Below are 21,952 nucleotides of genomic sequence, written 5' to 3' on the forward strand. Positions count from 1 at the left end.
TTTAGATGCCGCGCAGTCTCAAGAAGGGGCCCTTCGTCGACGACCACCTCGCCAAGAAGGTGGATGTTCAGAACGAAGCCGGCACCAAGAACGTCATCAAGACCTGGTCCCGCCGCTCCATGATCGTCCCGGCCATGCTCGGCCACACGATCGCGGTGCACGACGGCCGCAAGCACGTCCCGGTGTTCGTCACCGAGTCGATGGTCGGCCACAAGCTCGGCGAGTTTGCGCCGACCCGCACCTTCCGCGGCCACGAGAAGGACGACCGCAAGTCGCGTCGTCGCTGATCGACCGGAGTGCGAAGACTATGACTGACACCGAAGGGACAACCATGGAAGCCAGGGCCCAGGCGCGGTACATCCGCGTCACGCCCATGAAGGCCCGCCGCGTGGTGGACCTTATCCGTGGCATGGATGCCACGGAGGCTCAGGCGGTCCTGCGTTTCGCCCCGCAGGCCGCGAGCGTGCCGGTGGGCAAGGTGCTGGACAGCGCCATTGCCAACGCCGCGCACAACTACGACCACACGGACGCCTCCACGCTGGTCATCAGCGAGGCGTACGTGGACGAGGGCCCGACCCTGAAGCGGTTCCGTCCGCGTGCGCAGGGTCGTGCCTACCGGATCCGCAAGCGGACCAGCCACATCACCGTGGTCGTCAGCAGCAAGGAAGGAACCCGGTAATGGGCCAGAAGGTAAACCCGCACGGGTTCCGGCTCGGTGTGACGACGGACTTCAAGTCCCGTTGGTACGCCGACAAGCTGTACAAGGACTACGTCAAGGAAGACGTCGCCATTCGTCGCATGATGACGAAGGGCATGGAGCGCGCCGGTATCTCCAAGGTGGAGATCGAGCGCACCCGTGAGCGCGTCCGCGTTGACATCCACACCGCTCGCCCGGGCATCGTCATCGGCCGCCGCGGCGCCGAGGCCGACCGCATCCGCGGTGAGCTGGAGAAGCTGACCGGCAAGCAGGTCCAGCTGAACATCCTTGAGGTCAAGAACCCCGAGACCGATGCTCAGCTCGTGGCCCAGGCCGTCGCCGAGCAGCTCTCGTCCCGCGTCTCCTTCCGTCGTGCCATGCGCAAGAGCATGCAGTCGACGATGAAGGCCGGCGCCAAGGGCATCAAGATCCAGTGCGGTGGCCGTCTCGGCGGCGCCGAGATGTCCCGCTCGGAGTTCTACCGCGAGGGCCGTGTGCCCCTGCACACGCTCCGCGCGAACGTCGACTACGGCTTCTTCGAGGCCAAGACCACCTTCGGCCGCATCGGCGTGAAGGTCTGGATCTACAAGGGCGACGTGAAGAACATCGCCGAGGTGCGTGCCGAGAACGCCGCCGCCCGTGCGGGCAACCGCCCGGCCCGCGGTGGCAACGAGCGCCCGCGCCGCGGTGGCGAGCGTGGCGGTCGTGGCCGCAAGCCGCAGCAGCAGGCTGCCGCTGCCGAGGCCCCCAAGGCCGAGGCTGCTGCCGCTGCTCCGGCGGAGAACCCTGGAACGGAGGGCTGACCGACATGCTGATCCCTCGCAGGGTCAAGCACCGCAAGCAGCACCACCCGAAGCGGAACGGTATGGCCAAGGGCGGTACCGAGCTTGCCTTCGGTGAGTACGGCATTCAGGCCGTCACCCCGGCCTACGTGACGAACCGGCAGATCGAGTCCGCTCGTATCGCCATGACCCGTCACATCAAGCGTGGCGGCAAGGTGTGGATCAACATCTACCCCGACCGTCCGCTGACGAAGAAGCCGGCCGAAACCCGCATGGGTTCCGGTAAGGGTTCTCCGGAGTGGTGGGTCGCGAACGTCAAGCCCGGTCGGGTGATGTTCGAGCTGTCCTTCCCGAACGAAAAGGTTGCGAAGGAGGCGCTGACCCGCGCCGCCCACAAGCTTCCGATGAAGTGCCGCATCGTGCGGCGCGAGGCAGGTGAGTCGTGATGGCGGCCGGTACCAAGGCGACCGAGCTGCGCGAGCTGAACAACGAGGACCTCGTTGCCAAGCTGCGTGAGGCCAAGGAGGAGCTGTTCAACCTCCGCTTCCAGGCGGCGACCGGACAGCTCGAAAACCACGGCCGGCTGAAGGCCGTCCGCAAGGACATCGCCCGGATCTACACCCTGATGCGTGAGCGCGAGCTCGGCATCGAGACGGTGGAGAGCGCCTGATGAGCGAGAAGAATGTGACTGAGCAGAAGACCGAGCGCGGTTTCCGCAAGACCCGTGAGGGTCTGGTCGTCAGCGACAAGATGGACAAGACCGTCGTCGTCGCCGTCGAGGACCGCGTCAAGCACGCGCTGTACGGCAAGGTCATCCGCCGTACCAACAAGCTCAAGGCGCACGACGAGCAGAACGCCGCGGGCGTCGGCGACCGTGTCCTCCTCATGGAGACCCGGCCGCTGTCCGCGACGAAGCGCTGGCGCGTCGTCGAGATCCTCGAAAAGGCCAAGTAATCCCTCCTAGGGGGACCCCCTAGGAACAGTTCCGCCAGGCTCGGCAGGTGTTTCCTCGTGAAACACCTGCCGGGAACCGGCAGACATTCAGGAGATAGACGTGATCCAGCAGGAGTCTCGGCTTCGCGTCGCCGACAACACGGGTGCGAAGGAAATCCTCACCATCCGTGTTCTCGGTGGCTCGGGTCGACGCTACGCGGGCATCGGTGACGTCATCGTTGCCACCGTCAAGGACGCGATCCCCGGCGGCAACGTGAAGAAGGGTGACGTCGTCAAGGCCGTCATCGTTCGCACCGTCAAGGAGCGCCGCCGCCCGGACGGCTCGTACATCCGCTTCGACGAGAACGCGGCCGTCATCCTCAAGAACGATGGCGACCCCCGCGGCACCCGTATCTTCGGCCCCGTGGGCCGTGAGCTGCGCGAGAAGAAGTTCATGAAGATCATCTCGCTCGCGCCGGAGGTGCTGTAACCGATGAAGATCAAGAAGGGCGACCTGGTCCAGGTCATCACCGGTAAGGACAAGGGCAAGCAGGGCAAGGTCATCGCGGCCTACCCCCGCGAGGACCGCGTCCTGGTCGAGGGTGTCAACCGGGTCAAGAAGCACACCAAGGCCGGACAGACCGCTCGTGGGTCGCAGACCGGCGGCATCGTGACGACCGAGGCCCCCATCCACGTCAGCAACGTTCAGCTGGTCGTGGAGAAGGACGGCAACAAGGTCGTCACCCGCGTCGGGTACCGCTTCGACGACGAGGGCAACAAGATCCGCGTTGCCAAGCGGACCGGTGAGGACATCTGATGACTGCCACCACCAACGCGCCGCGTCTGAAGACGCGCTACCGCGAAGAGATCGCCGGGAAGCTGAAGGACGAGTTCTCCTACGAGAACGTCATGCAGATCCCCGGTCTGACCAAGATCGTGGTCAACATGGGTGTGGGCGACGCCGCCCGCGACTCCAAGCTGATCGAGGGCGCCGTGCGCGACCTCACCACGATCACCGGCCAGAAGCCGGCCGTCACCAAGGCCCGGAAGTCCATCGCGCAGTTCAAGCTGCGCGAGGGCCAGCCGATCGGCGCCCACGTCACCCTGCGTGGTGACCGCATGTGGGAGTTCCTGGACCGCCTGCTGTCGCTGGCGCTGCCGCGCATCCGCGACTTCCGTGGTCTGTCCCCGAAGCAGTTCGACGGTCGGGGCAACTACACCTTCGGTCTCACCGAGCAGGTCATGTTCCACGAGATCGACCAGGACAAGATCGACCGCACCCGGGGTATGGACATCACCGTGGTCACCACGGCGACCAACGACGACGAGGGCCGCGCCCTCCTTCGTCACCTCGGCTTCCCGTTCAAGGAGGCGTGAGCGAGATGGCGAAGAAGGCTCTGATTGCCAAGGCTGCTCGCAAGCCGAAGTTCGGTGTGCGCGCGTACACCCGCTGCCAGCGCTGCGGCCGTCCGCACTCCGTTTACCGCAAGTTCGGCCTCTGCCGCGTGTGCCTTCGTGAGATGGCTCACCGTGGCGAGCTGCCGGGCGTGACCAAGAGCTCCTGGTAATCCCCCAGTTGGGGATTACCGGAGGCTCTCGGTAAGCAATCGGTCGGCGGGCGCCCGGACTTACTTCCCGTACGCTGGAAGGGTTTGGGCGCCCCGCCGCCCGAGACCGACCGCGGGTACCCACCCGCATAACGTCGCTTACTACGCCGTAGGTCCCCGTGCCGCACCCGTCCCGACCCTGATCGGGGAGAGGGATGGCGCAGATAGGAAACCCCGGCGAGAGAGGCCGAAGGCCAATTCATGACCATGACTGATCCCATCGCAGACATGCTGACCCGTCTGCGGAACGCGAACTCGGCATACCACGACACCGTGTTGATGCCGCACAGCAAGATCAAGTCGCACATCGCGGAGATCCTCCAGCAGGAGGGTTACATCACCGGCTGGCGCGTCGAGGACGCCGAGGTTGGCAAGAACCTCGTCCTGGAGCTCAAGTTCGGCCCGAACCGCGAGCGCTCGATCGCCGGCATCAAGCGGATCTCGAAGCCGGGTCTGCGGGTCTACGCCAAGTCCACCAACCTGCCGCGGGTCCTCGGTGGCCTGGGCGTGGCGATCATCTCCACGTCCCACGGTCTCCTGACCGGCCAGCAGGCGCAGAAGAAGGGCGTGGGTGGGGAAGTCCTCGCCTACGTCTGGTAACAGGGAACGGAGGAATAGCTAATGTCGCGCATTGGCAAGCTGCCCATCCAGGTTCCCGCTGGTGTGGACGTCACCATCGAGGGCCGCACGGTCAACGTGAAGGGCCCCAAGGGCGCCCTTTCGCACACCGTCGCGGCGCCCATCGAGGTCGCCAAGGGTGAGGACGGCGCCATCGCCGTCTCCCGTCCGAACGACGAGCGTCAGAACAAGGCCCTGCACGGCCTGTCCCGCACGCTGGTGGCGAACATGATCACCGGCGTGACCCAGGGCTACGCGAAGAAGCTTGAGATCAGCGGTGTCGGTTACCGCGTCCAGGCCAAGGGCTCCAACCTGGAGTTCTCCCTGGGCTACAGCCACCCGATCCTGATCGAGGCGCCCGAGGGCATCTCCTTCAAGGTCGAGTCGCCGACGAAGTTCAGCGTCGAGGGCATCGACAAGCAGAAGGTCGGCGAGGTCGCCGCGAACATCCGCAAGCTGCGGAAGCCCGACCCGTACAAGGCCAAGGGCGTCAAGTACGAGGGCGAAGTCATCCGCCGCAAGGTCGGAAAGGCGGGTAAGTAAGCCATGGCATACGGTGTGAAGATCGCTAAGGGCAACGCCTACAAGCGCGCTGCCGCCAAGCGTCGCCACATCCGCATCCGTAAGCGGATTTCGGGTACGCAGGAGCGCCCCCGTCTGGTCGTGACGCGATCGAACCGCGGCATCTTCGCCCAGGTCATCGACGACGTTCAGGGTCACACCCTGGCGTCGGCGTCGACCCTGGACGCGTCGATCCGTGGTGGCGAGGGCGACAAGAGCGCCCAGGCCCAGAAGGTTGGCGCCCTGGTCGCCGAGCGTGCCAAGGCCGCCGGTGTCGAGGCCGTCGTGTTCGACCGCGGTGGCAAGCAGTACGCCGGGCGGATTGCCGCTCTGGCCGACGCCGCCCGCGAAGCCGGGCTGAAGTTCTAAGCCCCGGTTCCGGAGCTAGCGGACGTAACAGAGAGAGGTAATTCCAATGGCTGGACCCCAGCGCCGCGGGAGCGGTGCCGGTGGCGGCGAGCGGCGGGACCGGAAGGGTCGCGACGGTGGCGCTGCCGCCGAGAAGACCGCGTACGTTGAGCGCGTTGTCGCGATCAACCGCGTCGCCAAGGTTGTCAAGGGTGGTCGTCGCTTCAGCTTCACCGCGCTCGTCGTGGTGGGCGACGGTGACGGCACCGTAGGTGTCGGTTACGGCAAGGCCAAGGAAGTTCCGGCTGCCATCGCCAAGGGCGTGGAAGAGGCCAAGAAGAACTTCTTCAAGGTCCCCCGTATCGCCGGTACCGTTCCGCACCCGATCCAGGGCGAGAAGGCTGCGGGCGTCGTCCTGCTCAAGCCGGCTTCCCCCGGTACCGGTGTGATCGCCGGTGGCCCGGTGCGCGCCGTCCTGGAGTGCGCGGGCATCCACGACGTGCTGAGCAAGTCGCTCGGTTCGTCGAACCCGATCAACATCGTGCACGCCACGGTGGAGGCGCTCAAGGGCCTGCAGCGGCCCGAGGAGATCGCCGCCCGTCGTGGTCTGCCGCTGGAGGACGTTGCTCCCGCCGCTCTGCTGCGGGCGCGTGCCGGGGTGAGTGCGTGATGCGCATCAAGATCACCCAGACCAAGTCCTACATCGGTAGCAAGCAGAACCACCGTGACACGCTCCGTTCGCTCGGCCTCAAGCGCCTGAACGACAGCGTCGTCCGGGATGCCCGTCCCGAGGTCGTCGGCATGGTCCACACCGTGCGTCACCTGGTGACGGTCGAGGAGGTCGACTGACATGGCGGAGACCAACCCGCTGAAGGTCCACAACCTCCGGCCCGCCCCGGGCGCCAAGACCGCCAAGACCCGTGTCGGTCGTGGTGAGGCGTCCAAGGGTAAGACCGCTGGTCGTGGTACCAAGGGCACCAAGGCCCGTTACCAGGTTCCGGAGCGCTTCGAGGGTGGGCAGATGCCCCTCCACATGCGCCTCCCGAAGCTGAAGGGCTTCAAGAACCCCGCCCACAAGCAGTTCCAGGTCGTGAACCTGGAGAAGCTGGCCGCGCTCTACCCGCAGGGTGGCGAGGTCACGGTGGCCGACCTGGTCGCCAAGGGCGCGGTGCGCAAGAACGAGCTCGTCAAGGTCCTGGGCCAGGGCGAGATCTCCGTGGCGCTCCAGGTGACGGTTGACTCCGTCTCCGGTTCCGCCAAGGAGAAGATCACCGCTGCTGGTGGCAGCGTCACCGAACTCCTCTGAGTTCGTTGGTTCAACTGACCGGGGATGCCCATCGATTGGGGCATCCCCGGTTGGTCGTTCCACGGGGGTACGGTCGCCGGTAAGGTGGCCTGCACTGTTTGATTTGTCCGGGGGGCCGCCCCCGGCACCCGCCGTGCGGGCCGAATCCGCGCGGTACAGCCGCTAATTCGTCGATCCTCAAGACCGTCACCTCCCGACCGCATGGGGCGGGGGGCGCAGGAGGCACCGTGCTCACCGCGTTCGCCCGAGCGTTCAAGACGCCCGACCTGCGCAAGAAGCTGCTGTTCACACTGGGCATCATCGTGCTCTACCGGATCGGGGCGCACGTCCCGGTCCCAGGGGTGAACTACGCGAACGTCGAGACCTGCATGAAGCAGGCCGGCGGCAACAGCGGGTTGTTCGCCCTGGTGAACATGTTCAGCGGTGGAGCGCTGCTGCAGATCACGATCTTCGCGCTGGGGATCATGCCGTACATCACGGCGAGCATCATCCTCCAGCTGCTGACCGTGGTGATCCCCAGGCTGGAGGCCCTCAAGAAGGAGGGGCAGTCCGGCCAGGCGAAGATCACCCAGTACACCCGCTATCTGACCGTGGCGCTGGCCGTGTTGCAGGGCACCGGCCTGGTGGCCACCGCCCGCAGCGGCGCGCTCTTCCAGAGCTGCCCGGTCGCCAGCCAGATCGTGCCCAACGACTCGATCTTCACCACCATCACGATGGTGATCACGATGACCGCCGGCACCTGCCTGATCATGTGGCTCGGCGAGCTGGTCACCGACCGCGGCATCGGCAACGGCATGTCGATCCTGATGTTCATCTCGATCGCCGCCGGCTTCCCGGGCGCGCTGTGGCAGATCAAGCTGACCGGCAAGCTGGCCGACGGCTGGATCGAGTTCTTCTCGGTGATCGTGGTGGGCCTGGCGATGGTCGCCCTGGTGGTCTTCGTCGAGCAGGCGCAGCGGCGGATCCCGGTGCAGTACGCGAAGCGCATGATCGGTCGCCGGTCTTACGGCGGTACGTCCACGTACATCCCGCTGAAGGTGAACCAGGCGGGTGTGATTCCCGTCATCTTCGCGTCATCGTTGCTCTACATCCCGGCCCTGATCGCTCAGTTCAGCGGATCCAACGCGGGCTGGGCGCGGTGGATCGCCAGCAACTTCACCAAGGGAAATCACCCGGTTTACATCGCCGCGTACTTCTTGCTCATCGTTTTCTTCGCCTTCTTCTACGTGGCCATCAGCTTCAACCCCGAAGAAGTTGCCGACAACATGAAGAAGTATGGTGGCTTCATCCCGGGCATCCGGGCTGGTCGCCCGACGGCCGAGTACCTCAGCTACGTGCTCAACCGGATCACGTGGCCGGGCTCGCTGTACCTGGGGCTGATCGCGCTCGTACCAACAGTGGCGTTGGTGCTGTTCAACGCGAACCAGAACTTCCCGTTCGGCGGGACGAGCATCCTGATCATCGTGGGTGTGGGTCTGGAGACCGTGAAGCAGATTGAGAGCCAGCTTCAGCAGCGCAACTACGAAGGGTTCCTCCGCTGATGCGAATCGTCCTCGTCGGACCCCCGGGAGCCGGTAAGGGTACGCAGGCCGCGTACCTCGCCAAGGACCTGGCGATCCCGCACATCTCCACGGGGGACCTGTTCCGGGCCAACATCTCTCAGGGCACGCCCCTGGGCGTCGAGGCCAAGTCCTACATGGACGCCGGCAACCTCGTTCCGGACTCGGTCACCATCGGGATGGCCGAGGACCGCATGGAGCAGGGCGACGCGGCCGAGGGCTTCCTGCTGGACGGGTTCCCGCGCAACCTCGGTCAGGCCGAGGCGCTGGACGCGTATCTCCGGGGCCAGGGCCTGAAGTTGGACGCGGTGCTGGACCTGGAGGTCCCCGAGGACGAGGTGGTCAAGCGGATCGCCGGCCGGCGGATCTGCCGCAAGGACTCCAGCCACGTCTTCCACGTCGAGTACAACCAGCCCAAGGTCGAGGGCGTTTGCGACGCGTGCGGCGGCGAGCTGTACCAGCGTGAGGACGACCGCGAGGACACCGTCCGCAAGCGGCTGGAGGTCTACCACTCGGAGACCGAGCCGATCATCGACTACTACAAGGCCCAGGACCTGGTCGTCACGATCCCGGCCCTCGGCAAGGTCGCGGAGGTCACCCAGCGGGCGTTGCACGCCCTGGGCCGCGGCGAATAAGCGAGCAACTCGGTACGGCCGCGGTGTCCCACACGGGCGCCGCGGCCGTAGTGTTGGGTCGGCGGGACGGACCCGCGAACGAGAGCGAAGGCGGTAGGCACCGGCATGCTGGAGATCAAGAACCCCGCGCAGATCGCGAAGATGCGCGAGGCGGGGCTGGTGGTCGCCGCCATTCACGCCGCGACCCGTGAGGTCGCGGTGCCGGGCGCCACCACCAAGGACCTGGACGAGGCCGCGCGCAAGGTGCTCGCCGAGCACGGCTCGAAGTCCAACTTCCTGGGCTACGGCGGCTTCCCCGCCACGATCTGCACCTCGGTCAACGACGTTGTGGTGCACGGCATTCCGTCCGCCGACACGGTGCTGGCCGACGGCGACATCATCTCCATCGACTGCGGCGCGATCGTCGACGGTTGGCACGGCGACGCGGCGTACACCGCCTTCGTCGGCTCCGGCCACTCCGCCGAGCTGGTTGAACTCAGCCGGGTCACCGAGGAGTCGATGTGGGCCGGCATCGCCGCGGTCGCCAAGGGCAACCGGCTGGTGGACATCTCCAAGGCGATCGAGGGCTACATCCGTCGCCAACCCCGGCCGTCCAGCGGCAAGTACGGCATCGTCGAGGACTACGGCGGCCACGGCATCGGCTCGCAGATGCACATGGACCCGCACCTGTTGAACTACGTCGACCGCAAGCGCGGCCGGGGCCCGAAGCTGGTGCCCGGCTTCTGCATCGCCATCGAGCCGATGGTCAACCTCGGCACCGCCAAGACCCACGTCCTGGACGACGACTGGACGGTCAAGACCAACGACGGCAGCTGGTCCTCGCACTGGGAGCACTCGGTCGCGCTCACCGAGGACGGCCCGCTGGTGCTGACCGCGCCGGACGGCGGCAAGGCCAAGCTGGCCTCCCTCGGCATCACCGCGGCGCCGGACCCCCTGGGCTAGTAACTGGCCTTGGCGCGTAAGGATCTTGGTCTGCGGGCAATAACCCTGGATTCGTCTTTTCTCAGGCACTGACGTAGACTGACGCGTCGGCTCTCGTGCATCCGTGTGCCTGGAGATAGGGGGCAATGTTGAAGCATTGCCAGCACATCTCACGGCCGACGTGCACATGAGTCGATCAAGGTAGCCGATCCGAAAGGCGAAGCGTGGCCAAGAAGCAAGGTGCCATCGAGATTGAGGGCACCGTGATCGAGTCTCTGCCGAACGCAATGTTCAAGGTGGAGCTCCAGAACGGTCACAAGGTCCTCGCGCACATCAGCGGCAAGATGCGGATGCACTACATCCGTATCCTCCCGGATGACCGGGTCGTCGTGGAGCTCTCTCCCTACGACCTGACGCGTGGCCGAATCGTCTACCGCTACAAGTAGATCTTGTCGAAGCCCCGCTCCCGTGGGGCATTGGCACTGACCCGGAGAACCTCACACCCATGAAGGTCAAGCCGAGCGTCAAGAAGATCTGCGACAAGTGCAAGGTGATCCGCCGCCACGGCCGGGTCATGGTCATCTGCGACAACCTGCGCCACAAGCAGCGCCAGGGCTGACGCACGCCGACCACCTGCAACTTCGCAGTTCGCGCGACGCACGAAGTACACGTACATACGCAGTCACCCGACCCCCGCGCCCGGCGTGAGGGGACGACACCCCCGGCTCGGAGGCCGGGGACCCGGCTCGTAATGCCGCAGAGTCTTACGGGAACGGTGCTGCGGAAGACCTCCGAATAGCCATCAGGAGCCACATCAATGGCACGCCTCGCAGGCGTTGACCTCCCGCGCGACAAGCGTGTGGTGGTCGGCCTCACCTACGTTTTCGGCATTGGGCGGACGCTCTCGGAGCAGACCCTCGCCGCGACCGGCGTGAACCCGGACACCCGGGTCCGCGACCTGACCGAGGAAGACCTCGTCAAGATCCGCGAGTACGTGGACAACAACCTCAAGACCGAGGGTGACCTCCGTCGCGAGATCCAGGCCGACATCCGCCGCAAGGTCGAGATCGGCTGCTACCAGGGTCTGCGTCACCGCCGCGGCCTGCCGGTGCACGGTCAGCGCACCAGCACGAACGCCCGTACCCGCAAGGGTCCGCGTCGCGCGATCGCCGGCAAGAAGAAGCCGGGCAAGAAGTAGTCCTCAGCAGGACCCCGCCAGCGGTCTTCGCTGTAGGACCGACCACCTCCACGGGAGTTATTGAATGCCTCCGAAGGGCCGTACGGCCGGCGCCAAGAAGGTGCGCCGCAAGGAGAAGAAGAACGTCGCCCACGGGCACGCTCACATCAAGAGCACGTTCAACAACACGATCGTCTCGATCACCGACCCGACCGGGAACGTGATCTCTTGGGCCTCTGCCGGCCACGTCGGCTTCAAGGGCTCGCGCAAGTCCACCCCCTTCGCCGCGCAGATGGCCGCCGAGTCGGCCGCCCGCCGCGCGCAGGAGCACGGCATGCGCAAGGTCGACGTCTTCGTCAAGGGCCCGGGCTCGGGCCGCGAGACCGCCATCCGTTCGCTGCAGGCGACCGGCCTTGAGGTGGGCTCCATCCAGGACGTCACCCCCACCCCGCACAACGGATGCCGCCCGCCCAAGCGTCGCCGCGTCTGACCCACTGAAGTAGGAGACAACTAGACAATGGCGCGTTACACCGGGGCCGACTGCAAGCGTTGCCGTCGGGAGAAGCAGAAGCTCTTCCTCAAGGGGAGCAAGTGCGAGAGCGCAAAGTGCCCGATCGAGATCCGTCCTTACCCCCCGGGTGAGCACGGTCGCGGGCGCACCAAGGACAGCGAGTACCTGCTGCAGCTGCGCGAGAAGCAGAAGTGCAGCCGCATCTACGGCGTCCTTGAGAAGCAGTTCGTGAACTACTACAAGGAAGCGAACCAGAAGTCCGGCAAGACCGGTGAGAACCTTCTGCGCATCCTTGAGACCCGTCTCGACAACGTGATCTACCGGGCCGGCTTCGCCAAGTCCCGCGACCACGCTCGTCAGCTGGTCCGTCACGGACACATCCAGGTCAACGGCCGCAAGACCGACATCCCGTCGGCGCGCGTGGCCGTGCACGACGTCATCGAGGTCCGCGAGGGCTCTCGCGCCCTGACCCCCTTCGAGGTGGCCAAGGCCGAGGCCGGCGAGAAGACCGTTCCGGCGTGGCTGGAGGCGGTCCCCGGGCAGCTGCGGATCCTCGTGCACAGCCTGCCCGAGCGCCAGGTGATCGACACCCAGGTGCAGGAGCAGCTGATCGTCGAGCTCTACTCCAAGTAAGAGCTGACCGGTGGGGGCGGTACGGAGCCGATGGCGCCGTGCCGCCCGTACCCTTGTCAGTACAGCGGACGTCAAATAGCGGGCGTCCACGACTGAAGGAAACACACCATGCTGATCGCTCAGCGTCCCTCGTTGACCGAAGAGGTCGTCGACGAGTACCGCTCCCGGTTCGTGATCGAGCCGCTGGAGCCGGGCTTCGGTTACACCCTCGGCAACTCCCTTCGCCGGACCCTGCTCTCCTCGATCCCGGGTGCGGCGGTCACGTCCATCCGCATCGACGGCGTGCTGCACGAGTTCACCACCGTGCCCGGCGTCAAGGAAGACGTCACCGACCTGATCCTCAACATCAAGCAGCTGGTCGTCTCCTCGGAGCACGACGAGCCGGTCGTGATGTACCTGCGCAAGCAGGGCCCCGGCGTCGTCACCGCCGCCGACATCGCGCCGCCGGCCGGTGTCGAGGTGCACAACCCCGACCTGGTCCTGGCCACGCTGAACGGCAAGGGCAAGCTGGAGATGGAGCTGACCGTCGAGCGCGGTCGCGGCTACGTCTCCGCCGTCCAGAACAAGCAGGTCGGCCAGGAGATCGGCCGCATCCCGGTCGACTCGATCTACTCGCCGGTGCTCAAGGTCACGTACAAGGTCGAGGCGACCCGTGTCGAGCAGCGCACCGACTTCGACAAGCTGATCGTCGACGTCGAGACCAAGCAGGCGATGCGTCCGCGCGACGCCATGGCCTCGGCCGGTAAGACCCTGGTGGAGCTGTTCGGTCTCGCCCGCGAGCTGAACATCGACGCCGAGGGCATCGACATGGGCCCGTCCCCGACGGACGCCGCGCTCGCCGCCGACCTGGCGCTGCCGATCGAGGAGCTGGAGCTCACCGTCCGCTCCTACAACTGCCTCAAGCGCGAGGGCATCCACTCCGTGGGTGAGCTCGTGGCCCGGTCCGAGGCGGACCTGCTCGACATCCGCAACTTCGGTGCGAAGTCGATCGACGAGGTCAAGGCGAAGCTGGCCGGCATGGGCCTGGCCCTGAAGGACTCGCCCCCCGGGTTCGACCCGACCGCCGCCGCCGACGCGTTCGGTGCGGACGACGACGCGGACCAGGGCTTCGTGGAGACCGAGCAGTACTGATCGCCCTGACGGCGGGGTGGTCGAGCGTGCTCGACTGTCCCGCCGTGTCCGGCTGAGGCTTTGTCCTCAAACGCCGGACGGGCTGAGATTTTCCGGCTCGGGCGTCCTCGCGACGCTCGGGCCGGCTTGTGACTTCCGCGGGGCGGCCGCCTCGTGGGAACTGACACCGGTACCTGATACGGCCGGTGCAGCAATGAAGGAGAAACACCATGCCGAAGCCCACCAAGGGTGCCCGTCTGGGCGGCAGCGCTTCGCACGAGAAGGCGCTCCTGCGGAACCTGGCGACCAACCTCTTCGAGCACGGCCGCATCACCACGACCGAGGCCAAGGCCCGTCGTCTGCGTCCGTTCGCCGAGCGTCTGGTGACCAAGGCGAAGAAGGGCGACCTGCACAACCGTCGTCAGGTCATGGAGCTGATCACGGACAAGAGCGTCGTGCACACGCTCTTCACCGAGATCGCGCCGCGGTTCTCGGAGCGTCCGGGTGGCTACACCCGCATCACCAAGATCGGCAACCGCCGTGGTGACAACGCCCCGATGGCCGTCATCGAGCTGGTCGAGGGCGAGATCGCCAAGAAGGCGACCGTTGCCGAGGCCGAGGCCGCGACCAAGCGCGCGGTGAAGGAGGCCGACGAGGCCGCCGCCGAGCCCGCCGCGGATGCGGCTGACAAGGCTGCGAAGGACGCCTGAGTCCGGCGCTGAAGCGGTGAGCGGGTCCGCCCCCCTGGGGGCGGGCCCGCTTTCGTCTGCGCCCGGCCTGAGAGGATTGCTGGTGTGAGTGACGAAGTGGAGCCCGGGTTCGTCCGGGTGCGGCTGGATCTGTCGTACGACGGTACGGAGTTCTCCGGGTGGGCCAAACAGCGCGAACGGCGCACGGTCCAGGGGGAGTTGGAGGACGCGATCCGGACCGTGACGCGGTCCGGCGAGACCTACGAGCTCACCGTCGCCGGGCGGACCGACGCCGGGGTGCACGCGCGCGGGCAGGTGGCGCACGTGGACCTGCCGGCCGAGCTGTGGGCCGAGCACGCCGACAAGCTGCTGCGCCGGCTGGCCGGGCGGCTGCCCAAGGACGTCCGGGTGTGGCGGGTCACCGAGGCGCCCTACGGTTTCAACGCCCGGTTCTCGGCGATCTGGCGGCGCTACGCGTACCGGGTCTGCGACCAGCACGGCGGCGTCGATCCGCTGTTGCGCGGGCACGTGCTGTGGCACGACTGGGACCTGGACGTGGCGGCGATGAACGAGGCGTCCCGGGCGCTGCTGGGGGAGCACGACTTCGCCGCGTACTGCAAGCGGCGGGACGGCGCGACCACCATCCGCACGCTCCAGGAGCTGAGTTGGGAGCGGGGCGCGGACGGGATCGTCACGGCGACGGTGCGGGCGGACGCGTTCTGCCACAACATGGTGCGGTCGCTGGTGGGGGCGCTGCTGTTCGTCGGCGACGGGCACCGGCCGGTGGACTGGCCGGGGAAGGTGTTGGCCGCCGGGGTGCGGGATTCCGCGGTGCACGTGGTGCGGCCGCACGGGCTGACGCTGGAGGAGGTCGGGTACCCGGCCGACGAGCTGCTGATGGCCCGCAACAAGGAGGCGCGCAACAAGCGGTCGCTGCCGTCGGGCTGCTGCTGCTGAGGCCCCTCCAAACGGCCTGCCCGCGCCGCCACGGCGGGCGGGCCGGCGCTACGGCGTGCTACGCGTCAGGAGGTCCGGCCGGCCTTCCGCTCGGCCTCCTTGAGCTGCTCCGCGGCGGCCTTGGCGGCCTGGTCCTTGCCGCGCTGGGCGATCTGCGTGAAGGCGTAGGCCCCGCCGTCCCGGCTGATCTGCTGGGAGGCGTCGTTGCCGCCGACGTCCTTGCCGTTGGTGAAGCCGGCGATGGTGAAGTAGGCGTAGCGGCCGGTGGCGTTGGTGGTCATCCGGCACTTGCTGCCCTGGCAGAAGTTGGCGGGGACCTCGCCGCCGGGCAGCGGCATGAGGTTGGGCTTGCTCTCGTTCATCACCGCGGTGGCCTTGGCGGGGGAGTCGAAGACCGCGACGCCGATGGTGACCGCGACCCCGCCCTTGGTGTACGTGGCGCGCAGCAGCTGCTTGCAGCCGTTGTGGCTGAGCGAGGAGACCAGGGCGCCCTGGGCGCCGGCGGTGCAGTCGCCGGTGCTGGCCGCGGTCGTCTTCGCGTAGCTGTGCTCGCCGACGACCATGGTCCGCTGCGGGAAGAGGGTGTCCGGATTGAGCGGCGCGGTGTCCTTCTTGGGGTCGGAGATGTAGTCCTGCGGGTTGGGCGGCGGCGGGACCGAGACGTCGGGGAAGGACGGCTTGTCGTCCGGCAGGGCGGACTGGCCGGACGTGCTGGGGTGGGCCGAGGGGTTGCCGTCGGAGGGGCCGCTGCTGGTGATCACGGCGGCGGCCACGATGCCGGCGACCGCGAGCGCGGCGATCGCGCCGCCGCCGATCATCAGCCAGCGCTTGCGGCGGTTGCGGGCCTCGCTCTCGTCGGCCAGCGCCTCCCAGTTCGGGGTGGAATCCCCCTGGCCGCCGAACGGCCCCCCTTGCCCAAAACTCATGCCGCGCATCTTAATGCGCACGCGCGTCCGTGTGGGGGGCCGGAGTGCTTCCTGTGCGAAGGGCCCCGCGGCCTGTGGGGGGCGGCGACGGAGGCGGTCGTGGCGAGGGGCTCGGCCGCGCGGCCGGTGGGGGAGAAGGGGCAGGTCGCACGTCCGTCCGGTGCGTGTTTTGACCCGTACGGGGTCGGGTCAGTATCCTGCTAGTTCGTTATGCGTATGGGCTTGCTCCATCTCACGTGAGGGGCCTTACGCCGGCTTACAGGGCCGCTGACCAGCAGTGGACGATCGGGTTGCGTCGCCCGTAGTGCCGCCTGGCTGTGTGAGTGGCCGTGGTGCCAGGACAGGACCCTTCCCCGCGGTCCGTCAGGACCAGGGGATACCCAACTCACGAAGCGAAGGCTAAGACGTGCGTACGTACAGCCCCAAGCCCGGCGACGTTCAGCGCCAGTGGCACATCATCGACGCGCAGGACGTCGTCCTGGGCCGCCTGGCCAGCCAGGCCGCCACCCTCCTGCGGGGTAAGCACAAGCCGGTTTACGCCCCTCACGTTGACACGGGTGACTTCGTCATCATCATCAACGCCGACAAGGTGCACCTCTCCGGCAACAAGCGCACCCAGAAGATGGCCTACCGCCACTCCGGCTTCCCGGGTGGTCTGCGCTCCGTCCGCTACGACGAGCTGCTGGACAAGAACCCCGAGAAGGCCGTCGAGAAGGCCATCAAGGGCATGCTCCCCAAGAACACCCTCGGCCGTCAGATGCTCTCGAAGCTGAAGGTCTACGCGGGTGCCGAGCACCCGCACGCTGCTCAGCAGCCGGTCCCGTTCGAGATCACCCAGGTCGCGCAGTAAGTCCGGCCACCCCCTAAGACGACAGAGAGAATCTGAGGAGCATCGTGGCTGAGACCACCCCCGAGACCCCGCTGGACGAGGTCGAGGTCGAGCAGTACACCACCGAGACCGAGGTCGTGGAGGGCGAGTACACCTCCGAGTCCCTCGCGTCCCGCTTCGGTGAGCCGCAGCCGGCCGCCGGCCTGGGCCGCCGCAAGAACGCCATCGCCCGCGTCCGGATCGTCCCGGGCACCGGCCAGTGGAAGATCAACGGCCGCACCCTTGAGGGCTACTTCCCCAACAAGGTGCACCAGCAGGAAGTCAACGAGCCCTTCAAGGTGCTCGAACTGGACAACCGCTACGACGTCATCGCCCGCATCGCCGGCGGCGGCATCTCCGGCCAGGCCGGTGCGCTGCGCCTCGGCGTGGCCCGTGCGCTGAACGAGGCGGACGTGGACGCCAACCGTCCCGCCCTGAAGAAGGCCGGGTTCCTCAAGCGTGACGACCGTGCGGTCGAGCGCAAGAAGGCCGGTCTCAAGAAGGCCCGCAAGGCGCCGCAGTACAGCAAGCGCTAATCGCTGCCCGTACGTCACGTTCGCCCCGGCGGCACGCTGTGTGCTGCCGGGGCGGTCGTTTAGACACTCGGTGGCAGGCGCCCGGGACGGCGCCTGGTGGATCGCAATGGAGGACACCAGTGGGACGACTCTTCGGCACGGACGGTGTGCGCGGCGTCGCCAATGCGGACCTGACGGCGGAGCTGGCGCTCGGCCTGTCGGTCGCGGCGGCACACGTGCTGGCCGAGGCGGGGACGTTTGCAGGGCACCGGCCGACGGCCGTGGTCGGCCGCGATCCGCGGGCGTCCGGTGAGTTCCTGGAGGCCGCGGTGGTCGCGGGCCTGGCCAGCGCCGGGGTGGACGTGCTGCGGGTGGGCGTGCTGCCGACCCCGGCGGTCGCGTACCTGACCGGGGCGCTCGGCGCCGACCTGGGCGTGATGCTCTCCGCCAGCCACAACCCGATGCCCGACAACGGCATCAAGTTCTTCGCGCGCGGCGGCCACAAGCTGGCCGACGAGCTGGAGGACCGGATCGAGGAGACCTACCGGGCACACAGCTCCGGCGAGCCGTGGGAGCGGCCCACCGGCTCCGGCGTCGGCCGGGTCACCGACTACGACGAGGGCTTCGACAAGTACGTCGCGCACCTGGTCGGCGTGTTGCCCAACCGCCTGGACGGGCTGAAGATCGTCATCGACGGGGCGCACGGCGCGGCGGCCCGGGTCTCGCCCGAGGCGTTCGCGCGGGCCGGCGCCGAGGTCATCACCCTCGGCACCGAGCCCAACGGCCTGAACATCAACGACGGTTGCGGCTCCACCCACCTCGACAAGCTGCGCGCCGCCGTCGTCGAGCACGGCGCGGACCTGGGCGTGGCCCACGACGGTGACGCCGACCGCTGCCTGGCCGTGGACCACGCCGGCAACGAGGTCGACGGCGACCAGATCCTCTCCGTCCTGGCGCTCGGCATGCACGAGGCCGGCACGCTGCGCGAGGACACCGTCGTCGCCACCGTCATGTCCAACCTCGGCTTCAAGCTGGCCATGGAGCGCGCCGGCATCGCCCTCGTCCAGACCGCGGTCGGCGACCGCTACGTCCTGGAGGAGATGAAGGCCCACGGCTTCGCGCTGGGCGGCGAGCAGTCCGGGCACGTCATCGTGTTGGACCACGCCACCACCGGCGATGGGACGCTGACCGGCCTGATGCTGGCGGCCCGGGTCGCCGCGACCGGCCGGACCCTGGCCGAGCTCGCCGGCGTCATGGAGCGGCTGCCGCAGATCCTCATCAACGTGCCCGACGTCGACAAGTCCCGGGTGGGCAGCTCCCCCGAGGTGTCCGCGGCGGTCGCCGAGGCGGAGCGGGAGCTGGGCGCCACCGGTCGGGTGCTGCTGCGGCCGTCGGGCACCGAGCCGCTGGTGCGGGTGATGGTCGAGGCCGCCGACATCGAGCAGGCGCGGGCGGTCGCCCAGCGGCTTGCCGACGCGGTCAAGTCCGCTCTGGGGTAACGGAGTTACGGACGGCGGGGGCGCCCCGGCGGCAGTTCTGCCGCCGCCCGGGCGCCCCCGCCGCGTTGTCTACAGCTTCCGCAGGGACAGCCGCTGCACCTTGTGGTCCGGGCCCTTGCGGAGCACCAGGTTGGCGCGGCCGCGGGTGGGCGCCACGTTCTGCTCCAGGTTGGGGCGGTTGATGGTGCGCCACATCATCCGCGCGTAGTCCAGCGCCTCCTCCTCGGAGACCTGGGTGTACTTGCGGAAGTACGAGAACGGGTTCTGGAACGCCGTCTGACGCAGCTTGCGGAAGCGGCCGAGGTACCAGCGCTCGATGTCCTCGGACCGGGCGTCCACGTAGACCGAGAAGTCGAAGAAGTCGGCCAGGCCCAGCCGGGTGCGGCCGTCCTTGCCGGGCAGCGCCGGCTGGAGGACGTTGAGCCCCTCGACGATCAGGATGTCCGGCCGGTGCACGGTCAGCCGCTCGTCGGGCACGATGTCGTAGATCAGGTGCGAGTAGACCGGCGCGGTGACCTCCGCCCGGCCCGACTTCACGTCCGCGACGAAGCGGGTCAGCGCCCGACGGTCGTAGGACTCCGGGAAGCCCTTACGGGACATCAGGCCACGCCGGTGCAGCTCGGCGTTGGGGTAGAGGAAGCCGTCGGTGGTGATCAGCTCCACCCGCGGATGCTCCGGCCAGCGGGCCAACAGCGCCTGGAGCAGCCGGGCGGTGGTGGACTTGCCGACTGCGACGCTGCCGGCCACGCCTATCACGAACGGGGTGCCGGGCTGCGAGCCGTGGCCGTTGCCGGTGTCGTCCAGGAAGGTGTTGAGCGCGCCGCGCAGATTGCTGGTGGCGCCGACGTAGAGGTTGAGCAGCCGGGACAGCGGGAGGTAGACGTCGCGCACCTCGTCGAGGTCGATGACGTCGCCGAGGCCGCGCAGTTGCTCGACCTCCTCGGCGGTCAACGGCAGCGGGGTCTTCTCCCGTAGGGCGCTCCACTCCGCGCGCGTCAGATCGACGTACGGCGAGCTGTCGGTGCGGCGTCGTGGGTGCGCGTGCGGATCCGTCGTCAAAGACACGGGCCCATTGTCCGCCGCGCGGGCGGGCGGGCCGCGGCGGGGTGGCGGTGCGGCCGGCCCGCACGGTCCGACCTGCGGGTCCGCGCGACCCGCGCCGGGAGCGGGCCAGGGCGGGGGATTCCGGGGCCGGGCCGCGGCGCGCGCCCGTACGGCGCGGGGTCGAGGCCGGCGCGTAGGCTGCCCCCCATGTGCGGAATCGTGGGTTACGTGGGCGGGCAGAGCGCCCTAGAGGTGGTGCTGGCCGGGCTGAAGCGGCTGGAGTACCGCGGCTACGACTCGGCCGGCGTCGCGGTCCTGGCCGACGGGGGTCTGGCGGCGGCCAAGAAGGCCGGGAAACTGGCCAATCTGGAGAAGGAGTTGGCCGATCGGCCGCTGCCCTCGGGCACGGTCGGCATCGGCCACACCCGGTGGGCCACGCACGGCGGCCCGACGGACGTCAACGCGCACCCGCACCTGGACAACGCCGGCCGGGTGTCCGTCGTCCACAACGGCATCATCGAGAACTTCGCCGCGCTGCGCGCCGAACTCACCGACCGCGGCCACGCGTTGACCTCCGAGACCGACACCGAGGTGGTCGCGCACCTGCTCGCCGAGGCGTACTCCTCGTGCGGCGAACTGCCCGAGGCGATGCGGCAGACGTGCCGGCGACTGGAGGGCGCCTTCACCCTCGTCGCGGTGCACGCCGACGCGCCGGACCTGGTCGTCGGGGCGCGCCGCAACTCCCCGCTGGTGGTGGGCATCGGCGAGGACGAGGCGTTTCTCGCCTCCGACGTGGCGGCGTTCATCGCGCACACCCGGGAGGCCGTCGAACTCGGCCAGGACCAGGTCGTCGAGCTCCGCCGGGACGGCGTGACGGTCACCGACTTCGACGGCGCGCCCGCCGAGGTCCGCGCCTACCACGTCGACTGGGACGCCTCCGCCGCCGAGAAGGGCGGCTACGACTACTTCATGCTCAAGGAGATCGCCGAGCAGCCGAAGGCGGTCGCCGACACCCTGCTGGGCCGGGTCGACGGCGCCGGCGTCCTCTCGCTGGACGAGGTGCGGATCCCGCCGGCGGTGCTGCGCGAGGTCAGCAAGGTCGTCATCGTGGCCTGCGGCACCGCCTACCACGCCGGGATGATCGCCAAGTACGCCATCGAGCACTGGACGCGGATCCCCTGCGAGACCGAGCTGGCCAGCGAGTTCCGCTACCGCGACCCGATCCTCGACGACCGCACGCTGGTCATCGCCATCAGCCAGTCCGGCGAGACCATGGACACCCTGATGGCGCTGCGGCACGCCCGCGAACAGGGCGCGCGGGTGCTCGCCATCTGCAACACCAACGGTTCGACGATCCCCCGCGAGTCCGACGCGGTGCTCTACACCCACGCCGGCCCGGAGGTCGCGGTCGCCTCCACCAAGGCGTTCCTGACCCAACTCGTCGCCGTCTACCTCGTCGCGCTGTACCTCGGGCAGGTCCGCGGCACCAAGTGGGGCGACGAGATCCGGGCCGTGGTCCGCGAACTGGCCGCCATCGGCACGCAGGTGGAGCAGGTGCTCGACACCATGGAGCCGGTCCGCGAACTGGCCCGCTCCCTGGCCGACAAGAACACCGTGCTCTTCCTGGGCCGGCACGTCGGCTACCCGGTGGCCCTGGAAGGCGCCCTCAAGCTCAAGGAACTGGCGTACATGCACGCCGAGGGCTTCGCCGCCGGCGAGCTCAAGCACGGCCCGATCGCGCTCATCGAGGAGGACCTCCCGGTCGTCGTGGTCGTCCCCTCGCCGCGCGGCCGGTCCGTCCTGCACGACAAGATCGTCTCCAACATCCAGGAGATCCGGGCCCGCGGCGCCCGCACCATCGTCATCGCGGAGGAGGGCGACGAGGCGGTGGTCCCGTACGCCGACCACCTCGTCCGGGTGCCCCGTACGCCGGTGTTGCTCCAGCCGCTGGTCTCCTCCGTACCGCTCCAGGTGTTCGCGTGCGAGCTGGCCACCGCCCGCGGCAACGAGGTCGACCAGCCGCGCAACCTCGCCAAGTCGGTCACGGTGGAGTGAC

General features: G+C 68.1%; 33 protein-coding genes. 31 read left to right on the top strand and 2 right to left on the bottom strand.

Translation table 11 applies throughout. The annotated features are described in order from the left end of the window. Positions 1-5: 5 nt before the first annotated feature. From rpsS to truA, 27 genes are all read left to right on the top strand, one after another. Positions 6-287, top strand: coding sequence for a 30S ribosomal protein S19 (gene rpsS / locus ACFVFQ_RS09120; RefSeq protein ID WP_004571826.1), 282 nt, complete (start codon positions 6-8; stop codon positions 285-287). 44 nt (positions 288-331) lie between these two features. Next, the gene (gene rplV / locus ACFVFQ_RS09125; RefSeq protein WP_009997296.1) at positions 332-679 is read left to right on the top strand and encodes a 50S ribosomal protein L22; all 348 of its coding nucleotides are present in this window, start codon (positions 332-334) and stop codon (positions 677-679) included. Continuing rightward, the gene (gene rpsC / locus ACFVFQ_RS09130; protein WP_383411251.1) at positions 679-1,500 is read left to right on the top strand and encodes a 30S ribosomal protein S3; all 822 of its coding nucleotides are present in this window, start codon (positions 679-681) and stop codon (positions 1,498-1,500) included. Before rplV ends, rpsC begins: the two co-directional genes overlap by 1 nt. A gap of 5 nt (positions 1,501-1,505) precedes the next feature. Then, the gene (rplP, locus tag ACFVFQ_RS09135) at positions 1,506-1,925 is read left to right on the top strand and encodes a 50S ribosomal protein L16 (protein ID WP_004571829.1); all 420 of its coding nucleotides are present in this window, start codon (positions 1,506-1,508) and stop codon (positions 1,923-1,925) included. After that, a complete protein-coding gene (rpmC, locus tag ACFVFQ_RS09140; protein WP_004950453.1) occupies positions 1,925-2,149 on the top strand; it encodes a 50S ribosomal protein L29 in 225 nt (74 codons plus the stop codon). Before rplP ends, rpmC begins: the two co-directional genes overlap by 1 nt. Beyond that, positions 2,149-2,433 (top strand): 30S ribosomal protein S17, encoded by a 285-nt coding sequence (rpsQ, locus tag ACFVFQ_RS09145; protein ID WP_274915073.1) that lies wholly within the window; start codon positions 2,149-2,151, stop codon positions 2,431-2,433. Before rpmC ends, rpsQ begins: the two co-directional genes overlap by 1 nt. A 100-nt stretch (positions 2,434-2,533) precedes the next feature. Further along, positions 2,534-2,902: a 50S ribosomal protein L14 gene (gene rplN / locus ACFVFQ_RS09150; protein WP_003974257.1), complete on the top strand. Its 369-nt coding sequence runs from the start codon at positions 2,534-2,536 to the stop codon at positions 2,900-2,902. Positions 2,903-2,905: 3 nt separating this feature from the next. Continuing rightward, positions 2,906-3,229: a 50S ribosomal protein L24 gene (gene rplX / locus ACFVFQ_RS09155; RefSeq protein WP_274915074.1), complete on the top strand. Its 324-nt coding sequence runs from the start codon at positions 2,906-2,908 to the stop codon at positions 3,227-3,229. After that, positions 3,229-3,789 (top strand): 50S ribosomal protein L5, encoded by a 561-nt coding sequence (rplE, locus tag ACFVFQ_RS09160; RefSeq protein ID WP_274915075.1) that lies wholly within the window; start codon positions 3,229-3,231, stop codon positions 3,787-3,789. The genes rplX and rplE overlap by 1 nt, the downstream gene beginning before the upstream one ends. 5 nt (positions 3,790-3,794) lie before the next feature. Then, on the top strand, positions 3,795-3,980 hold the full coding sequence (locus ACFVFQ_RS09165) for a type Z 30S ribosomal protein S14 (RefSeq protein WP_003956452.1): 186 nt from the start codon (positions 3,795-3,797) through the stop codon (positions 3,978-3,980). A gap of 240 nt (positions 3,981-4,220) precedes the next feature. Continuing rightward, positions 4,221-4,619, top strand: coding sequence for a 30S ribosomal protein S8 (gene rpsH, locus ACFVFQ_RS09170; protein ID WP_274915076.1), 399 nt, complete (start codon positions 4,221-4,223; stop codon positions 4,617-4,619). 21 nt (positions 4,620-4,640) lie between these two features. Continuing rightward, positions 4,641-5,180 carry a 50S ribosomal protein L6 gene (gene rplF, locus ACFVFQ_RS09175; RefSeq protein WP_383411258.1) on the top strand — a complete coding sequence of 180 codons (540 nt, stop codon included), beginning with the start codon at positions 4,641-4,643 and terminating at the stop codon, positions 5,178-5,180. A gap of 3 nt (positions 5,181-5,183) precedes the next feature. Next, the gene (rplR, locus tag ACFVFQ_RS09180; protein ID WP_274915078.1) at positions 5,184-5,567 is read left to right on the top strand and encodes a 50S ribosomal protein L18; all 384 of its coding nucleotides are present in this window, start codon (positions 5,184-5,186) and stop codon (positions 5,565-5,567) included. A gap of 46 nt (positions 5,568-5,613) precedes the next feature. Then, positions 5,614-6,216 (top strand): 30S ribosomal protein S5, encoded by a 603-nt coding sequence (gene rpsE / locus ACFVFQ_RS09185; RefSeq protein ID WP_018538747.1) that lies wholly within the window; start codon positions 5,614-5,616, stop codon positions 6,214-6,216. After that, the gene (gene rpmD / locus ACFVFQ_RS09190) at positions 6,213-6,395 is read left to right on the top strand and encodes a 50S ribosomal protein L30 (RefSeq protein WP_383411262.1); all 183 of its coding nucleotides are present in this window, start codon (positions 6,213-6,215) and stop codon (positions 6,393-6,395) included. Before rpsE ends, rpmD begins: the two co-directional genes overlap by 4 nt. A 1-nt stretch (position 6,396) precedes the next feature. Beyond that, positions 6,397-6,852 (top strand): 50S ribosomal protein L15, encoded by a 456-nt coding sequence (gene rplO / locus ACFVFQ_RS09195; RefSeq protein ID WP_274915082.1) that lies wholly within the window; start codon positions 6,397-6,399, stop codon positions 6,850-6,852. Between the two features lie 227 nt (positions 6,853-7,079). Continuing rightward, positions 7,080-8,393 (top strand): preprotein translocase subunit SecY, encoded by a 1,314-nt coding sequence (gene secY / locus ACFVFQ_RS09200; protein ID WP_383411267.1) that lies wholly within the window; start codon positions 7,080-7,082, stop codon positions 8,391-8,393. Next, positions 8,393-9,046: an adenylate kinase gene (locus ACFVFQ_RS09205; protein ID WP_383411270.1), complete on the top strand. Its 654-nt coding sequence runs from the start codon at positions 8,393-8,395 to the stop codon at positions 9,044-9,046. Before secY ends, ACFVFQ_RS09205 begins: the two co-directional genes overlap by 1 nt. 105 nt (positions 9,047-9,151) lie before the next feature. Further along, positions 9,152-9,988 carry a type I methionyl aminopeptidase gene (map, locus tag ACFVFQ_RS09210; protein WP_383411273.1) on the top strand — a complete coding sequence of 279 codons (837 nt, stop codon included), beginning with the start codon at positions 9,152-9,154 and terminating at the stop codon, positions 9,986-9,988. A 203-nt stretch (positions 9,989-10,191) separates the two neighbouring features. Further along, entirely contained in the window at positions 10,192-10,413 is a 222-nt protein-coding gene (infA, locus tag ACFVFQ_RS09215) for a translation initiation factor IF-1 (RefSeq protein WP_003956442.1), read from the top strand. Positions 10,414-10,472: 59 nt separating this feature from the next. Then, positions 10,473-10,586: a 50S ribosomal protein L36 gene (rpmJ, locus tag ACFVFQ_RS09220; RefSeq protein WP_003956441.1), complete on the top strand. Its 114-nt coding sequence runs from the start codon at positions 10,473-10,475 to the stop codon at positions 10,584-10,586. 198 nt (positions 10,587-10,784) lie between these two features. Next, positions 10,785-11,165, top strand: coding sequence for a 30S ribosomal protein S13 (rpsM, locus tag ACFVFQ_RS09225; RefSeq protein ID WP_018538741.1), 381 nt, complete (start codon positions 10,785-10,787; stop codon positions 11,163-11,165). Positions 11,166-11,229: 64 nt separating this feature from the next. Further along, complete coding sequence (gene rpsK / locus ACFVFQ_RS09230; protein WP_004571845.1) at positions 11,230-11,634, top strand: 30S ribosomal protein S11; 405 nt, start codon at positions 11,230-11,232, stop codon at positions 11,632-11,634. A 27-nt stretch (positions 11,635-11,661) separates the two neighbouring features. Then, positions 11,662-12,288 carry a 30S ribosomal protein S4 gene (rpsD, locus tag ACFVFQ_RS09235; RefSeq protein WP_383411278.1) on the top strand — a complete coding sequence of 209 codons (627 nt, stop codon included), beginning with the start codon at positions 11,662-11,664 and terminating at the stop codon, positions 12,286-12,288. A 108-nt stretch (positions 12,289-12,396) separates the two neighbouring features. Further along, the gene (locus tag ACFVFQ_RS09240) at positions 12,397-13,419 is read left to right on the top strand and encodes a DNA-directed RNA polymerase subunit alpha (RefSeq protein ID WP_274915087.1); all 1,023 of its coding nucleotides are present in this window, start codon (positions 12,397-12,399) and stop codon (positions 13,417-13,419) included. Between the two features lie 209 nt (positions 13,420-13,628). Further along, entirely contained in the window at positions 13,629-14,108 is a 480-nt protein-coding gene (gene rplQ / locus ACFVFQ_RS09245) for a 50S ribosomal protein L17 (protein WP_383411282.1), read from the top strand. 84 nt (positions 14,109-14,192) lie between these two features. After that, complete coding sequence (gene truA / locus ACFVFQ_RS09250; RefSeq protein WP_383411285.1) at positions 14,193-15,044, top strand: tRNA pseudouridine(38-40) synthase TruA; 852 nt, start codon at positions 14,193-14,195, stop codon at positions 15,042-15,044. A 65-nt stretch (positions 15,045-15,109) separates the two neighbouring features. Here truA and ACFVFQ_RS09255 read toward each other — a convergent pair whose 3' ends face one another. Then, positions 15,110-15,970, bottom strand: coding sequence for a hypothetical protein (locus ACFVFQ_RS09255; protein ID WP_383411288.1), 861 nt, complete (start codon positions 15,968-15,970; stop codon positions 15,110-15,112). 406 nt (positions 15,971-16,376) lie between these two features. Between ACFVFQ_RS09255 and rplM the strand changes: the two genes are divergently transcribed. The 3 genes from rplM to glmM all read left to right on the top strand — a co-directional run bounded on the left by rplM (position 16,377) and on the right by glmM (position 18,852). Continuing rightward, on the top strand, positions 16,377-16,820 hold the full coding sequence (rplM, locus tag ACFVFQ_RS09260; RefSeq protein WP_383411291.1) for a 50S ribosomal protein L13: 444 nt from the start codon (positions 16,377-16,379) through the stop codon (positions 16,818-16,820). A 44-nt stretch (positions 16,821-16,864) separates the two neighbouring features. Next, positions 16,865-17,374, top strand: coding sequence for a 30S ribosomal protein S9 (rpsI, locus tag ACFVFQ_RS09265; protein ID WP_274915091.1), 510 nt, complete (start codon positions 16,865-16,867; stop codon positions 17,372-17,374). 119 nt (positions 17,375-17,493) lie between these two features. Beyond that, entirely contained in the window at positions 17,494-18,852 is a 1,359-nt protein-coding gene (gene glmM / locus ACFVFQ_RS09270) for a phosphoglucosamine mutase (protein ID WP_383411294.1), read from the top strand. A gap of 69 nt (positions 18,853-18,921) precedes the next feature. On the opposite strand, the gene coaA is transcribed toward glmM, so the two are convergent. Further along, a complete protein-coding gene (coaA, locus tag ACFVFQ_RS09275; protein WP_383411297.1) occupies positions 18,922-19,917 on the bottom strand; it encodes a type I pantothenate kinase in 996 nt (331 codons plus the stop codon). A 186-nt stretch (positions 19,918-20,103) separates the two neighbouring features. Here coaA and glmS point away from each other — a divergent pair, with 186 nt between their 5' ends. Then, positions 20,104-21,951: a glutamine--fructose-6-phosphate transaminase (isomerizing) gene (gene glmS / locus ACFVFQ_RS09280; protein ID WP_383411300.1), complete on the top strand. Its 1,848-nt coding sequence runs from the start codon at positions 20,104-20,106 to the stop codon at positions 21,949-21,951. The last annotated feature ends 1 nt before the right edge of the window (position 21,952 follow it).

This window comes from Streptomyces sp. NPDC057743 (assembly GCF_042798755.1).
In the GTDB taxonomy this organism is placed as follows: Bacteria; Actinomycetota; Actinomycetes; order Streptomycetales; family Streptomycetaceae; genus Streptomyces.